Source organism: Leadbettera azotonutricia ZAS-9, assembly GCF_000214355.1.
GTDB lineage: Bacteria > Spirochaetota > Spirochaetia > Treponematales > Breznakiellaceae > Leadbettera > Leadbettera azotonutricia.
Window position 1 is genome coordinate 1,575,923 of the sequence record NC_015577.1, and the last position, 15,515, is coordinate 1,591,437.

The window sequence follows — 15,515 nt, forward strand, 5'->3', positions numbered from 1 at the left end:
TTTAGTGTATTGTTTTACAGATCCCCTAAGTAATTCTTAATCAATTCAAGCTTGAGGGATCTCAGCCTGCTTGAGATGGACACTTTGTAAATATGGGGATTGAGCAAACGCTTGTAACTTTGATCCAGCGAATCAAGCCCTTTGCGCACATTGGCGCGTATATCGTACAGCGAAGGCTCTTCGCCTATTGTCTTGCCCTTTTCAAGCCGCTTCCTGAGCAGCGGCTCGGCGCTTCCCTCGACTGTGTGGGAAAAGTGCCGGTAGTCGGACGCGGGATGCCAGAAGGAATAGGTTTTCCCTTTTTCGATCAGGTCTGGCGCTTCCCCTTCTTCAAGGGTGAGCACATCCGCAATGCATAAGCCCTGTTTGTCGTAAATACGCCAAACCTGCTTGATCCCGGGGTTGGTGGTTTTTTCGGGGTTGTCAGAAAATTTAATCGCGGCTTCGAGAATGCCTTGCTTGTTCTGTCGCGCCGCCAATTTATAAACACCCGGGAAAGCAGCCTCGCTGCCCCCTGTAACCATTTGGGTTCCCACGCCCCATACATTGATAGGCGCTTTTGCATCGGTGAGGGTCTGTATAATGGATTCGTCCAGATCATTGGAAACAGAAATTGCCGCGTCCGGAAAGCCTGCCGCATCGAGCGCTTTGCGCACTTCTACCGACAGGTAGTGAATGTCCCCTGAATCAAGGCGCACGCCGAAATTCTTTCCTTTGGCTGCCAGCTTCTTTCCCACTTTTATGGCATTCAGGACGCCGCTCTTTAAGGTGTCGTAGGTGTCGATGAGGAAAATGGTTTTGTCCGGATAAATATCGGCGTAAGCCTGGAAGGATTCTTCCTCGCTGGGAAAGGCCATGATCCAGGAATGGGCCATAGTCCCCAAAACGGGGATGCCGAATTCCCTGCCCGCCAACACATTGGAAGTACCTACCGCCCCACCTATGTAGGCTGCCCTCGAAGCAGAGACCGCTCCGTCAGGCCCTTGCGCCCTGCGGAGGCCGAATTCCATGACAGAGCCTTTTCCCGAGGCAAGCCAAACACGGGCGGTTTTTGTGGCAATCAAACTCTGGAAATTCACGGTATTGAGAATAAGGCCCTCAATGATTTGGCATTCTATGAGGCCCCCGTCCACCCTGATAAGAGGTTCGTGGGGGAAGACGGCAGAACCTTCGTTTATTGCCCATAGATCCCCTTCAAAATGAAATTCTTTGAGGTATCCCAGAAAAGCCTCTTCAAATAACCCGAGGCTTCTTAAGTAGTTTATGTCCTCTTCGGAATAGGAATAGTCCTTGAGCTTTTTCAAAAGCGAGCCAATGCCTGCGAAAATCGAAAAGCCCCCTCCAAATGGATTGCGGCGGAAAAACATTTCGAACACAGCCCTGGTGTCCATTTTCTTTTTCCAATAACCCTGGGCCATGGTGAGCGAATAAAAGTCCGTAAACAGCGCCGATGTATGGGTCATAGTATTTCTTTTGAATCAAAGATGAGGACGTCCGCGGCTTCAAGGGATTTGAAAGCCCCTTCTATGGAACCTTCGGGATATCCAACCCCCCTGACCGCATCCCTTAAAACGATAGTATGAAAGTTCAGCCTGGCTGCATCCAAAGCGCTGTAAAGCACGCAATAGTCGGTCGCAAGCCCGCCTATGACTACAGTTTTTATGCCCAGGTTTTTCAGGAACCCTTCAAGGCCTGTGGAAGTTTCTTGGTCATTTTCAAAAAATGCCGAATAGGAATCGAGGCTTTCCCTAAAACCCTTGCGCAGTATGAGGCTGACAGGCGATAAATCCAATTCTTTATGGAAGCATGCGCCTGCGCTGCCCTGCACGCAATGTGCCGGCCAAAGCAACTGCCCTTTAGTTTCAGGGAGGTCAATGCTATCGCCGGGCTTTTTTCCCGTATGGGAAGCCGCAAATGATACATGGTTTTCAGGGTGCCAGTCCTGGGTAGCGACGACATGCCCGCTATGAGAGGCGAACAATCCGGCCAGATTGTTAAGGGGCTTTACCACTTCATTGCCCTGGGCCACTGCCAAAGCTCCGCCGGGGCAGAAGTCGTTCTGCACATCAATTTCGATGAGAACCGAAGCTGAAAAATCAATATTCATGCCATACCTCAATATCACATAGTATAGCCGGAAACCTGTGTTTTACAAGAGCGGCTCCTTTCGGAGCCGCAAGGCATTTTTAAATAAACTTTATTAATTGCAATAATTGATAATCAAGCCGCCGTCGTGTCAGCCCAAATTTTGCCGTTCTGTTTCGAGATTGCAGCGAACTCTGGGGCCAGCCTGTAGAACACTTCTACCAGGGTCGGATCAAAGTGGGTACCTGAACCCTTGTAGATTATTTCTTCAGCCTCGGTACAGCTCATGGGTTGTTTATAGGGCCTATGTGCAGTGAGGGCATCATACACATCAGCAATAGCCATGAGCCTTCCCTGGAGGGGAATTTCTTCCCCTTTGAGGCCTCGGGGGTATCCCGAACCATCCCACTTTTCGTGGTGGGTCCCTGCAAAGATCTTTGCGTTTTCAAGAAAGTCGTTCTTCTTTGACATGAGCATTATGGACTGTATGGCTTCTTCGCCTTTTATGGCGTGCTGCTTCATGATTTCGAATTCTTCGGCCGTGAGCCTTCCGGGTTTATTCAATATCGTATCGCTGATGGCTATCTTCCCTACATCATGGAGCTGGGAAGAGGAGATAAAGAATTCCATGTTAAATGATGAGACCTCTTTCCAGTAAATTTTATTGATCCGAAGATCGTTCACCAGGGATTTAAGATAATTCTGGGTACGCTCAATATGGCCTCCGGTTATGTCGTCCTTGAATTCTACCATTTCCACTACTGTTTGGACTATGGAATTTTGCAATTCCATAATATCCTTGGTTTTTTCTTTGACCATGGACTGGAGATTGAGATTGAAATCTTCAAGTTCCTTTTTCTGAGAATCCATGAGGAGATGGTTCTGTATGCGCTTGATCAAAAGCGGGGGCGAAAAAGGCTTGGATATATAATCCACAGCCCCCAGGTTAAGGCCTTCAAGCTCGCTTCCGGGATCGCTGAATGAGGTGAGAAAGATTACCGGGATATCCATTGTCACCGGATCGGCTTTAAGTTTTTTAATCACATCATAACCGCTCATGCCGGGCATCTCAATATCCAGCAGTATGAGCGAAGGATCTATTTTTTCCAGAATATCAAAGAGCTTTTCTCCCGATGGGATGGTAAACACATTGTAAATGTTCTTAAGGACATTTTTGCCAACACTAAGATTGGACGGATTGTCATCTACAAGTAGAATTGCTTTTTTGTCATTCATAATGAACTTCCTTATAAATTTCCTGATAATTTTTCCTGAATTTGTTCAAATTCAGAAAGCTCGATTTGTTCCCGCAGCCAGGATACAAGATCTGGCTGGGATTCATAATCATATTTCGAAAGCTCCTCCATGGCTTTATCCAATTCAGTCATATCATAGGACTCGGCTGCCTCGCGTATCCGTTCGAGAATTTTACCGTCCGGAGCGGCTTTTTTGCTTCTGCTGAATTGTTGATCTATTTGATCCAATAACATGTTGAGGCGGTCTATGAACGCCTTTGTATTGAGTATGAATACCTCATTTTGTTTTTCGATATATTCTGTGTCCCCCTTTTTGGCTGCCGTTTCGAGTTCTTCTGCTTTTTTCCCCGTTTCTTCGGCAGCAATTGCATAGCTTGAACCTTTTATCCCATGCACGGTGATGCGGTAGAGATTTAAATCCCCCTTTGCATTTTCTGCCAGCACATTAAGCAGATCCAATGTGCTGGACGCATAGGTTCTGACAGTTTCGAGCCATATTTCTCCATCCCCGAAACGTTCCAGGGCCTTCGTAAAGTCGATCCCTTCGGCCATGTGCGCCTGAAGGAAAGCTGTGATTTCCGAAATGCCCGCCGCCTTTTCCGGTATGTCCTGAGTCTGTCTGAGTTTTTTTTCATATTCTTTGTCCCTTACCCAGTGGTTGACTGCTTCGTCCATCCTGCGGATATCTATGGGTTTTGTGAGGAAGCTTTGGAAGCCGTTCTTGAGGAACATCTCCTCATTGCCGTGAATGGCATTGGCGGTAAGGGCAATGATGGGTACAGTTTTTGCATATTCTGTTCCGATTTCGTTCCTGATGATATGCACAGTTTCAACACCATCCATTCCTGGCATCATGTGATCCATAAAGACGGCATTGTATATAACCTTTTGCTCCTTTATGGCGTCAATGGCTTTGTATCCCGAATTTACACAGTCAACAACCATGCCATAAGGTTTAAGCATTCCCTTGGCCACATCCAGGTTTGTAAGCACATCATCCACTACCAGCACCCGGGCATAGGGTATAAATGCCCTTATCTGGCCGGTGTTTTTATCCCTTCTGCTTTCGATATATTTGAACTTTTTGAGATTGTCCGCTACTTCTTCGCCAATGGGCACATCATTGACATAGCCCTGTGGAATTCTGAAGCTGAAGCTGCTGCCTATGCCGTATATGCTTTCAGCTTTGATTGTGCCGCCCATCATTTCCGAAAGGCGTTTGCTTAAAGCAAGGCCCAGGCCTGTCCCTTCAATATTACGGTTGCGCTTAATATCGGCCCGCATATAATCGGTAAAGAGTTTTGTCAGATCTTCTTCTTTAATGCCCTGACCGGTATCGCTGACAGTCGCTTCCAGCCAAACCTTCTCCCCTTCGTTTTGGCAGCGTATTTTAAGCGTAACACTGCCTTTGTTTGTATATTTAAACGCATTGCTGAGGAAATTATTAAAAAGCTGCTTAATGCGCAGCTCATCCCCCTTGAGCTTTGATGGAAGGTCGGCTTCAATATCAAGGTTAAAAACAATCGGTTTACTGCCGATACGCATGATGTTAAGGATAATCGTATCGTTGATAAGGCTGGGCATATCGTAATTGTTTTCGAGGAGTTCAAACTTGCCGGACTCGATTTTGGAAATATCCAGGATATCGTTGATAAGCCCCAGGAGGGTAACGCCCGAAGTATATATTTTTTCCAGGTTTCCTATGGTTTCACCGGGTATGGTTTTATCTTCTTTTCCAAGCTCAAGCTCGGAGAACCCTATAATGGCATTGAGTGGCGTCCTCATCTCATGGCTCATATTCGCCAGGAAGCTGCTTTTGGCTTCGGAAGCTGCTTCCGCATCGGATTTCAATTCTGCGAGAATCTTGTTTTGCTCGTTTATTTTATCAAAGGGCCTGGCAATGAGCCCTGCGGTAATGATGGCCGCAATTAAGCCCAGTGCTACTACGATTTCGCCGACCAAGGTCAAATTATCCCTGGCATGGGCAGCAGGGCTTTCTGAAATGGGGGAGACTACGCCCAATGACCAATTATTGCTGCCTTTGATTGCTGAATATGCGGAAATTCTGAGTATTCCTTGAAACATGTACCGTCTTACCCCGCTGCCACCCTGGAGCATAAGAGTAAAAAAGTTTCCCACCTCTTTGAAACTTGGAGAATTTTGCCCCGCTTCAATGTAATTGTATCTGTCGAGGACGGCGTTCTGGTCGGGATGGGCTATGAAATTCCCTTCATTGTCTATAACGAAGATATAGCCCGAATCCCATATTTTGAAATTGGCAACCAGATTATTGAAATATAAGGCCGGAAGGGTGGCGCAGAGTATACGTCCTCCGTGCAGGGGGGTTAGGATACGTATAACAAGCTGTTCATTAATGCCTATTTCAGCTGTGGAAATGAGTGTTTCTCCTGCGAGGGCTCTTTGGGCATTGGATGATTGAAGATAATTATTATCCAGAATGGTTTCGCCCCAGGATACAAAGGGGCCATTTTGATCCAAAATCATCAGGGAAAAATAGTTATTGTATTCCGCTTCGGTCTTGAGAATTTGAGTGAGGGTTACTTCATCTTTATAGATATCATCTTCAATAATCTGGGCTGCAATGAGGATTCCGTCCTTTGCCTTTTCTATCTCTGATGAGACAAGGCTCGAGGCGATGCTGGCGGCAAGGCTCATGTCATTTTCCATGGTGGAGAGGAGGTGCTGGTTGCTGAAATGGACGCCCACAGCAGTGCTGGTAATGGCAATCCCCAGAACGATAAGCATGATGACCAAAAAGATTTTAAACTTTATAGACATATTTAACTCCATAGAAACTTTCGTTCAGTATACTATGGACTTCCATATGAAGAGCAGAAAACACCCAAAAGGGTGATTATCTTGAAAATTTGCAATTTCTTTGGATTTTTTCTCTTATATACTTATTTTTCAGGCTTCAGGATTCCAAGGTTGAGGGCGATGCGAACTGCCGCGGCCCTGTTGGAAGCTCCCAGTTTTGCATAAATACGCTTAATAATGCTCTTAATAGTGTTAATGGAGAAATTGCAGTCAATAGAGATTTCTTCTGCCGTAAGCCCCTGGTAGATCCCGATCAGGACTTCATGTTCCCGCCTGGAGAATTCGACTGCAATTCCAGGGCCCTTGTTTGTCTGGGACCAGTAGTGCTTGACCACAATTGCGATGCGCTTGCTGTAGGCGGAACCTGAAAGCCGCATCCTTTCCAGGGTTTCATTATCGATTTTTGTTTTCATGGATGCCTGGGCAGCTTCGGCTATGGCCTTCATGTCCCTCCCCAGCTCGGTAAAGGGCATATAAAAACCATTGGGCTTTGCCAGATTCCAGGCTTCCTCAAGGCAGGCAAAACTAGCTTCTTTCTCGCCCAGCTTGAAACGGCAGGCAGCTTCCAGGGCTTTTAATTCTATACGGCCCAGGGCAAAGATATGGAGGCCGGAATTGGCATGGCTTTCGAGGGCTGCAATGGCGGACGGGAATTCCTGGGCTGCAAAATAGTATTTGGCTTTTACCAAAATCTCCATCCCAAAGACCAGGGTATTGAGATCGCTTTCTTCAAAACTGTTTTTAAGCCACGAAGCGAATTGGGTAAGCTGGCCTGTCTGCGCAAGGAACCAGCCCATGAGTATATCGTAATCCGTGTGGCGGTTAAGATAATCGGCTTTGTCAAGCTGAGCCTTTACCTGATCCCAGAGGGTGCTGAGTTTTTCATAATCCCCCCGGTTAAGATAAATCCTCATAAGGTAGAAGAAGGCGCGGTTTTCGATTTCATATTGGAATTTTTGATGCGCCTTACCCAGGGCTTTTAGTATCCACTCTTCAGCCTTGAGCAAATCCCCCTTGAAAAAAGAAAACTCCCCACGGGCAAGATCGTCATACCCATAATATGATCCGCCCAGGCCCTTGAACAAAAGGGGTATCATCTTTGAATAAGCTTCGATGCAGGCTTCCATGATTCCCTTTTCATGGCTGTAAACCCTGAGAATATAGCAGCCCATGGGCGCTACCGAGAGGGGAGGCGTCAGGGCAAAGTGGCAGCGCTCCGCGTGGAAGGAACCTTTTTCATACCATTTGATAAAATTAAAATCGCCATTAAGGGCGCCTTCCAGCTTGGCGATATTCCCCCGGATAAAATAAGCCCCCGAAAGCGCCCATTCAATTGACGGGCTGGGAGGAAGGCTTTCAAACTTTTTTATGTTTGTTTCAACTTCAATTTTGGCTTCATCGAACCTCTGAAGGCAGGTGAGGAGCCACGCACGGAAAACCAGGGTCTCGGGAACCCTGTCATAAATATCCCGGGGCGCCCTATCAATTATTTCCAGGAATATTCTGCCTGTGGATTCGGGGATTGTGAAGGGAATTCCGGAAAACATGGAATTGATAATTCCCATATAGTCACCGGCTTTTTCGTAGTAATAGATAGCATTGAGTTTGCGGTTATTGGCGGTGCACCATGAAGCCGCAATAAGCCATATCCCCTTTTTTTCTTCATCGCTGATTTCATCTGTTAAAGTGTTGAGATATTCCAAAAGCAGGTTATGGATGTGGTAGTTATCTGTGTAAGAGTCATAATATATAAAGGAGCCTATGGCTTCCATTTCCGCCAGGAGTTTGTCATCACCGCCAATCAGGGGAAGCAGGGTCCTGGGCTGCCGTTCTAAAAGGCTCACCTTGATGAGAAATTTTCTGAGCCTCGGCGATATAGCCGAAATGATCTGGCTCTCTATCAATTTAAAAACATTTGCCCTGGTCGCCTGAGGTATATAACCGGCGCCCGCAGGAAGGTGCTTGAGGTTGAGGCCTGCAAGATGTATGGCTAATGCCCAGCCTTCAGTTTCTTTATAAATGGATTCGGCAGTTGCCGGATCAAGGTGTATACTCTGAATATGGAAATATTCAAGCATCTCGTCAATCGAGAACCTGAGATCTTCCTCGGTAATTTTTGCCTGAAGCCCCTTGGATTCAAATGCCATAAGGTTAATGGGTATTTGGGTGCGCGATATTAGTATAGAGGTGATATTCGGGAAAGGGGTACTAATGGATCTTTCAATGAATCGCAGCACATCCCTGTTTTTAAGAAGGTGAAAATCATCATAGACAAAGATGTATTTATTATTGGGGTGCACATCCCGTTCCGGAATGCGTATATAATTTCCAAACTGCCTCATGGTGGAAGGAAAGCTCATCCTGGCCAAATCTTCAGCTGTATGTTTGTTCTGTATCTCCATAGCCTCAATAAAATCTTCCCAAAATTGTTCACCCGCATTGTCCCGTTCGGAAAGCTGGAACCAAAAAAGGTTGACATTGAGTTTATGGATAAATGAATAAATCGCCTGGGTTTTACCATAGCCTGTACCCGCAGTTACAGTTACTAAAGGGAATTTAACTGCGTTTTCAAGAAACTTGTCAATTTGAGGCCTTTCAAGATAAGGCTGGTTTCCCACCCCTCTCATGCTACGCCTTCTGTTGTTGCCTAAGCATAAGGTTTGTTTTTTCAGTATTGTCCCTGAAAAGGGGCGCAAGATCGTCCAGAAGATCCACCAGGACCGGATCGAAATGCTGTCCCTTTCCTTCCCGTATAATGCCTATAGCCTCGTCATGGCTCATTGCTTTTTTATAGGGCCGTTCGGAAATGAGGGCGTCATACACATCGGAAATAGCCATGAGCCTTCCCTGGAGGGGAATATCCAGACCCTTGAGCCCTCTCGGATAGCCTGAACCGTCCCATTTTTCATGGTGGGCGCCTGCAAAAATTTTCGCGTGCTTCAGAAAATCATTTTCACTCGTGGTGCGCATGATTGCTTCTATTGCCTCTTCTCCATAGATGGCATGCTTTTTCATGATTTCGAATTCTTCAGGCATAAGCTTGCCGGGCTTGTTGAGTATGGTATCGCTGATGCGGATTTTTCCTACATCGTGAAGGGGGACAGAGGCGATGAGGAATTCAAAATTCCAGAGCGATACATCCTCCCAATAAATTCTGTCGCTAAAGATTTTTTTCAGCATGATTTCTACATAACCCTGGGTGCGTTCTATGTGGCCCCCTGTCGTCTCGTCCCGGAATTCGACCAGTTCCGTCATGGTTATGAGAATGGAATTTTGCAGCTTCACCACCTGGCGGGTTTTATCCTCAACTTTTTTCTGGAGGTTGTCGTTGTAATCCTTGAGCTCTTTCTTTTGAGCTGCCATGAGGAGGTGGATCTCGATGCGCTTCAGGAGCAGGGGAGGGGAGAAGGGCTTGGCGACATAGTCTATGGCGCCCAGGCTTAAACCTTCAAGCTCGCTCCCGGAGTCGTTCCAGGAAGTGAGGAAAATCACAGGGATTTCTTCATATTTCGGGTTCGTTTTGAGGATTTTTATCACCTCATAGCCTGACAATTCAGGCATTTCTATATCCAGGAGTATGAGATCAGGGGTAACCTTTTCGAGCATAGCGAAGAGCTTTTCCCCGGAGAGCAGGGGATATACATCGTATTTATCCTTCAGCATGGTTTTGCCCGCATTCAGGTTGATTGGGTTGTCATCAACCAGCATTATTGTTTTTCTGCTCTTCTCCATGTTTCATCCTTTCTTAAGTTTTTCGCTGATAGTGTCGAATTCCGAAGTGTCAGCCTGTTCCCTGAGCCAGGATACAAGCTCGCCATCGGATTCATAGGAATACTGTTCCAGCATCTCCAATGCCTTGTCCAGATCCTGCATATTGTATGAGGCAGCTGCCTTGTAAATTTCTTGAATAATTTCCGGGTCCGGAGCGGGCTTTTTTGGTTTGTTTGATAATACCTTCGCTTTATTGATTAATTCTATAAATTCGTCTATTAGTTTTGCTGTCAAAGCAATAAAAGCAGAAGTCTCATTTCGCAGTATTTCCACGTTTTTATCCCTAGCGGCTTTTTCCAGTTTTTCAGCCACATCCCCCGCTTTATCCGCGGAAATACTGCGGCTGGCGCCTTTTATGCCGTGGACAGTAATGCGGTATGTATTGAGTTTTTCTTCGGCTATTTCCCCTGCGGAAATGGTTTTCAATTCTTCCAGCATGGCGGGGATATTTTTGATATATGAAACGACCGCTTCGAGCCATGATTCGCCGTCCCCGAACCGTTCCAGGGCTTTTACTATGTCCACCCCCTCTATAGGGTTTTTCAGAAGAAAAGTTTTAACGGTTTCATCTTTTTCCCCGTCCCTCATATCAAGGCCGCCAGGGGCGGTTTCAGGAATGCCCTGGGTTTGGCGCAGCTCTTTTTCGTAATCCTTGTCCCGTACCCAGCGGTTGATAGCTTCATTGAGCTTGATAATATCAATGGGCTTGGTGAGGAAAGCCTGGAACCCGTTGTTAAGGAACATCTCTTCGTTGCCAAGTATTGCATTGGCAGTAAGGGCGATAATGGGAACCGACCGGGCATAATCGCTGTCAATTTCATTGCGGATAATTCGCACTGCTTCTATGCCGTCCATGCCGGGCATCATATGATCCATGAAGACCGCATTGTATTTGGGGTCCCCGCTGCGTATACGGTCTATGGCAGACTGGCCGCTGCTCACGCAATCTATAGTCAAGCCGTACCTCTTGAGCATACCCCGGGCTACATCCAGGTTAGTGTTTACATCATCCACTACAAGCACCTTTGCGTAAGGTATATAAGCCTGGGCAATTTTCTTGTTTCTGTCCCTGCGCCCCAGGGCATACTGGAAAGCTTTAAGATTATCCGCTACTTCGTTTCCTATAAGCACATCGGTGACATAGCCCTGGGGTATCCATGCCTTAAAAACGCTTCCCTTGTTGTATTCGCTGGTTGCGGAAAGGTGGCCGCCCATCATTTCAATTAAGCGTTTTGTAATGGGGAGGCCCAGGCCAGTGCCTTCGATCTTGCGGTTGCTGTTGGTGTCCACCTGGCTGTAATTTTCAAAAATGGTGTTCATGTCTTCACTCTTGATGCCTATGCCAGTATCGGAAACTGTAATTTCCATCCAAACTGTATCTTTTTCCAGTGTTTCTGCCTTATGTTCACAGCGAATGCTGAGGATTACTTTTCCTTCTTTTGTATACTTAAAGGCATTGGAAAGGAAATTATTGAGTATTTGTTTTATCCTGAGTTCGTCGCCGAAAAGTTTGCTGGGAAGCTTTCCGTCGATATCAAGCTCGAAGGTGATGGGCTTGCTTCCTTTGCGCACAATGTTCAGCACCACCGTATCGTTGATGAGGCTGGGAAGATCGTACTCGACAGGGATAAGGACAAACTTCCCGGATTCAATTTTGGAAATATCAAGGATGTCGTTGATAAGACCGAGAAGGGTAAGGCCCGAGGTGTAGATCTTTTCAAGACAGTCCTGGGAATCGCCGCTCATCCCTTCATTTTTTCCCATTTCCAGTTCTGAAAAGCCAATGATGGCGTTTAGGGGGGTCCTCATTTCATGACTCATATTGGCAAGGAAATTGCTCTTCGCCTCGGAGGCAGATTCAGCCACCACCTTGAGTTCTCCAAGAGTCTTGTTTTGAATATTCAATTGTTCAAAGGGGAGGGCAATGCTTTTCGCCGCAAACAGCGCAGCTATAAATCCAAGCCCCAGCACCACCGCTCCCGCAAGGAGGAGGCTGAATTGAACCTGCCTTACCGGGCTTTCGGATACTGGTGAAATAGCTGCCAGGGACCAGCCCCCCGAATTCGCAATGGGCGTGTACGCCGCAATACGCATTTTCCCCGAAAGGCTGTATTCCTGTATCCCGCTTTCACCCTCAAGCATTGCGTTAATCACGGGGATCGCAGGACGCATGGCCGGATCAGCTTTTATTCTGTCCATAAAAGTCCGGTGGGCAGCGACCTCTTCAGAGTCCACGTTGGCGACTGTGTACCCCTTGTTGTCAAGGGCAAATATATAACCTGTATTCCAGATGCGAAGATCTTCAAGTATATTGTTGAAATACAGGGCCGGAAGGGTTGCGCAGAGTATGGAGCCTTCCAGGGGTGTAATAATGCGGAATACCAGCTGTTCTCCAATCCCCCGTTCGGTGGTGGTGACAAAGGTCTCTCCTGCCAATGCCCGCCTTCCGTAACTGGTGTCTAAAAATGAATTGTCCAGCATGGTCTCGCCCTGAACCAGGAAATATTCTCCCTTTCCCATAATAACCACGGAAAGGAAATGGTTTTTTTCCCTTTGTTTTTCCAGGATCTCCAATATCTCTTTTTCGTTTTCCGCAGATTCTATCCTGTCCGCTGCCGCCTCTATCTGCTCCCTGAGCCTGTCCAATTCGATAGCCATCATGCGGCTCGCGATTTTTGCAACCAGGGTCATATCGCTTTCCATAATGCTGACCATGCTCTTCCGGCTTGAATAGATACCTATCCCTATACCAGTAGCGGCAATAGCCAGCACTATGGCGGAAATAATGAAGATGGCTTTAAGCCTGACGGACAAAATTTCTCCCTTTTTTGGCCATTTTTTTATAATGTAGTATTTCCTTCCGGTAAAATCAAGAGAAGTTTTAAGGGTATTAAAAATTTAGTTAATGTTAATCTCCAATACCCTCGCGGTTTTTCCTTTCATGTCGATTTCATGAAGCGTTATATCCATGTTTGTTTTCCTTAACTCATAGAAGAATAAAATGATAAAAGAGGTTTTTCAAGGGTTATTGACTTTTTTTGATATTTGGGGTATAAAAATCATCACCGTTAATTCGGGCCTTTAGCTCAGTTGGTTAGAGCTGCGGACTCATAATCCGTCGGTCCCCGGTTCAAGTCCAGGAAGGCCCATAAAAGAAACCGCAATAATTCCTTATATAGTAAGGAATTACAGTTTAGAAACCTGAAACTACCGAAAAAGTCGGCCCCCCCGGTTTTTTCGTGGCGAGGGTACATACCCAATTATAAGATTTAATAATCACAAGGGACACGAAGAAGAGCTCGCTTGCGCGGGGAAGGGAAATGATTACGGAGGAGCAGGAGAAAATTGCCAAAAAAGTACAGGATTGTGCCTATGATACTGACCTTCGTGGTTAAATTCTTCTTGCTTCCTGTTGCGGGTCAGTTTAGGGTTTTGCCGAGGGAAATCACGTTGCTGGGTCGTCCTGGTTTATACGTTCCGGTCTTGACATCCCTCCGAAAGTAGAGCCACGGACTCATAGTCCCACGCTTCGATTGTTTCCGGGAAAAGAGGCTTTTATCGTTTAAAACAAGTTATGCGATATACCACCTAAACGTTATTGTAAAATATTGCCGAAATAAATTCTTTTAGAATATTATATAGTACAAATACTATGTGCTTTTTTAATTTTCGGTTTTGTAAATGTTTGTTATGCTTCATCATCGGTAATGCAAAATGCCGCAGAAGTAATTGCCTATGGAAGGGCAGTAAAATTCAAATAAAATATACATGGTGGAACGAAATACGCTCAACTGCGCATTTTTTTTAAAAGTGCGCAGTTGAGCGTAGTCGGAAATATTCACTATTTTATCCCATAAAGAATGATTTATTGGAAAAACATTATTGACAAAGGAATTGACGCAATATAATTTCCGATATAGAATTAATTTATTACCTATAGGGGAGGCATTCGTTGGAATTGGAAACCTAATAGGTGAAATATGGGCTTATTATATAATGTCCTGCCCACGTTGAACTTGCCGAAAAGAAGCTAAGCATATAAGGTAGTAACAACAAGCCCGAGGAGAGGAATATGGGCAGAAGAAAGCGGTACAGTCCTGAGCAGAAGGTGAACATCCTGCGGGAGGTTCTGGAAGAGGGCAAGACGATGAGCGAGGCGGCGGCCAAGTACGAGATCCACCCGAGCATGATCCTGGCCTGGAGGAAACAGCTCTTCGAGGGGGCGCTCAATCTCTTTGAGATCAAGCGCACAGACATAACCGAGAAGGCGCAGGGGAAGAAGTCCAAGGCGTTGGAAGCCAAGATAGCGGAGAAGGACAACGTCATAGCGGAGCTGGCCCAGGAAGTCCTGGAGCTAAAAAAAAAGAGAGTTGGCCAGAGTTAGGGACAAGCAAGATGAGCCTCGAGAAACGGCAGTTGATAGAGCGGGAGGTGCGGCGCCTTTGCCTAAAGACCGGCATAGCCATGCTGACCCTGGCAGGCTTCGCCGGGGTGCCGGAACGCACCTGGAGGGAATGGCAGGCACGGCGCAACCAGGAGACGAGGCATAACGGGCATATACCCCGGGAGCATTGGCTGACCCCTGCCGAAACAGAGGCCATCGTTGCGTACTGCCAGAGCCGGATGAAGCTTGGATACCGGGTGTTGTGCTGGCAGATGGTAGACGAGGATGTGGCGGCGGCATCCCCCTCCAGCGTCTACAACGTGCTGAAACGCAGCGGCTTGACGAAGAAGTGGGCAGAACTGGCCGAGGAGAAGAAAAAAGGGTTTGACCAGCCTCAAGGGGTACACGAACATTGGCATATTGATTTTTCATACATCAGGATTGACGGGGCCTTTTATTATTTCATCAGCGTTCTTGACGGATACAGCCGGATGATCCTGGGCTGGGACTTATGCCGGAACATGGACGGGCTTAATGCGGAGATTCTCATCTCCCGGACGCATGAAAGACACCCGGAGGCCAGGCCGCGCATTATCAGCGACAACGGCGGCCAGTTTGTTTCGAAAGACTTTCGTGATTTGATAATGCTTCTTGAGCTGGAACAAACATTTACCGCCCCGGCGCATCCGCAGAGCAACGGCAAACTCGAACGCTTCCACCGGACATTCAAAACCGAGCATGTGAGGCAGGCTGCTTATTTCGGCTATGAAGATGCCAAAGCCAGGATGGGCCGCTGGATAAAATATTACAACGAAAAGCGGCTCCACGGCTCGATTTATTATTTAAGTCCCCTTGATGTTTTTGAGGGGAGGACTTATATTCGTCTTGCAGAGCGCAGACAAAAACTGCATTCTGCATATATTCAAAGACAGAGCTACTGGCAAAATCAAAATGCCGGACTCTGAACTAGCTTATATGCTCCTTCAAAAAACGGCAAGTTCGGCTTGGGCAATACAGGCTTATTATATAATATATGGTGTTATCGAAATATTAATAACTGTTTTTATAGTAATAACAGCAATAAAATGGCCAAAAAAATAAAGCAATCAACAACCTCGCCGCAGAGCGGACGAGGTATGTTGTTCTCATAAGGTATTGCATTCGGGATTTAATACTTTTTT

The 15,515-nt window shown here is 46.5% G+C and carries 9 protein-coding genes and 1 tRNA gene; 3 read left to right on the plus strand and 7 right to left on the minus strand.

Going from position 1 to position 15,515, the window contains the following annotated elements:
* Positions 1–14: 14 nt before the first annotated feature.
* The 7 genes from TREAZ_RS06840 to TREAZ_RS06870 all read right to left on the minus strand — a co-directional run bounded on the left by TREAZ_RS06840 (position 15) and on the right by TREAZ_RS06870 (position 12,764).
* A complete protein-coding gene (locus TREAZ_RS06840; protein WP_015711095.1) occupies positions 15–1,463 on the minus strand; it encodes a nicotinate phosphoribosyltransferase in 1,449 nt (482 codons plus the stop codon).
* Positions 1,460–2,107 carry a bifunctional nicotinamidase/pyrazinamidase gene (gene pncA, locus TREAZ_RS06845; protein ID WP_015711096.1) on the minus strand — a complete coding sequence of 216 codons (648 nt, stop codon included), beginning with the start codon at positions 2,105–2,107 and terminating at the stop codon, positions 1,460–1,462. Before pncA ends, TREAZ_RS06840 begins: the two co-directional genes overlap by 4 nt.
* Before the next feature lie 113 nt (positions 2,108–2,220).
* Positions 2,221–3,321 (minus strand): response regulator, encoded by a 1,101-nt coding sequence (locus tag TREAZ_RS06850; RefSeq protein ID WP_015711097.1) that lies wholly within the window; start codon positions 3,319–3,321, stop codon positions 2,221–2,223.
* An 11-nt stretch (positions 3,322–3,332) separates the two neighbouring features.
* Positions 3,333–6,140, minus strand: coding sequence for a hybrid sensor histidine kinase/response regulator (locus TREAZ_RS06855; RefSeq protein ID WP_015711098.1), 2,808 nt, complete (start codon positions 6,138–6,140; stop codon positions 3,333–3,335).
* 122 nt (positions 6,141–6,262) lie between these two features.
* Positions 6,263–8,806: a LuxR C-terminal-related transcriptional regulator gene (locus TREAZ_RS06860; RefSeq protein WP_015711099.1), complete on the minus strand. Its 2,544-nt coding sequence runs from the start codon at positions 8,804–8,806 to the stop codon at positions 6,263–6,265.
* A 1-nt stretch (position 8,807) separates the two neighbouring features.
* On the minus strand, positions 8,808–9,911 hold the full coding sequence (locus tag TREAZ_RS06865; protein ID WP_015711100.1) for an HD domain-containing phosphohydrolase: 1,104 nt from the start codon (positions 9,909–9,911) through the stop codon (positions 8,808–8,810).
* Positions 9,912–9,914: 3 nt separating this feature from the next.
* Positions 9,915–12,764: a hybrid sensor histidine kinase/response regulator gene (locus TREAZ_RS06870; RefSeq protein WP_015711101.1), complete on the minus strand. Its 2,850-nt coding sequence runs from the start codon at positions 12,762–12,764 to the stop codon at positions 9,915–9,917.
* Between the two features lie 261 nt (positions 12,765–13,025).
* Here TREAZ_RS06870 and TREAZ_RS06875 point away from each other — a divergent pair.
* The 3 genes from TREAZ_RS06875 to TREAZ_RS06885 all read left to right on the plus strand — a co-directional run bounded on the left by TREAZ_RS06875 (position 13,026) and on the right by TREAZ_RS06885 (position 15,299).
* Positions 13,026–13,099: transfer RNA gene (locus tag TREAZ_RS06875), tRNA-Ile, on the plus strand.
* A gap of 923 nt (positions 13,100–14,022) precedes the next feature.
* Positions 14,023–14,334: a transposase gene (locus tag TREAZ_RS06880; protein ID WP_015711104.1), complete on the plus strand. Its 312-nt coding sequence runs from the start codon at positions 14,023–14,025 to the stop codon at positions 14,332–14,334.
* 11 nt (positions 14,335–14,345) lie between these two features.
* Positions 14,346–15,299, plus strand: a complete 954-nt coding sequence (locus tag TREAZ_RS06885) for a DDE-type integrase/transposase/recombinase (RefSeq protein ID WP_015711105.1) — start codon at positions 14,346–14,348, stop codon at positions 15,297–15,299.
* The last annotated feature ends 216 nt before the right edge of the window (positions 15,300–15,515 follow it).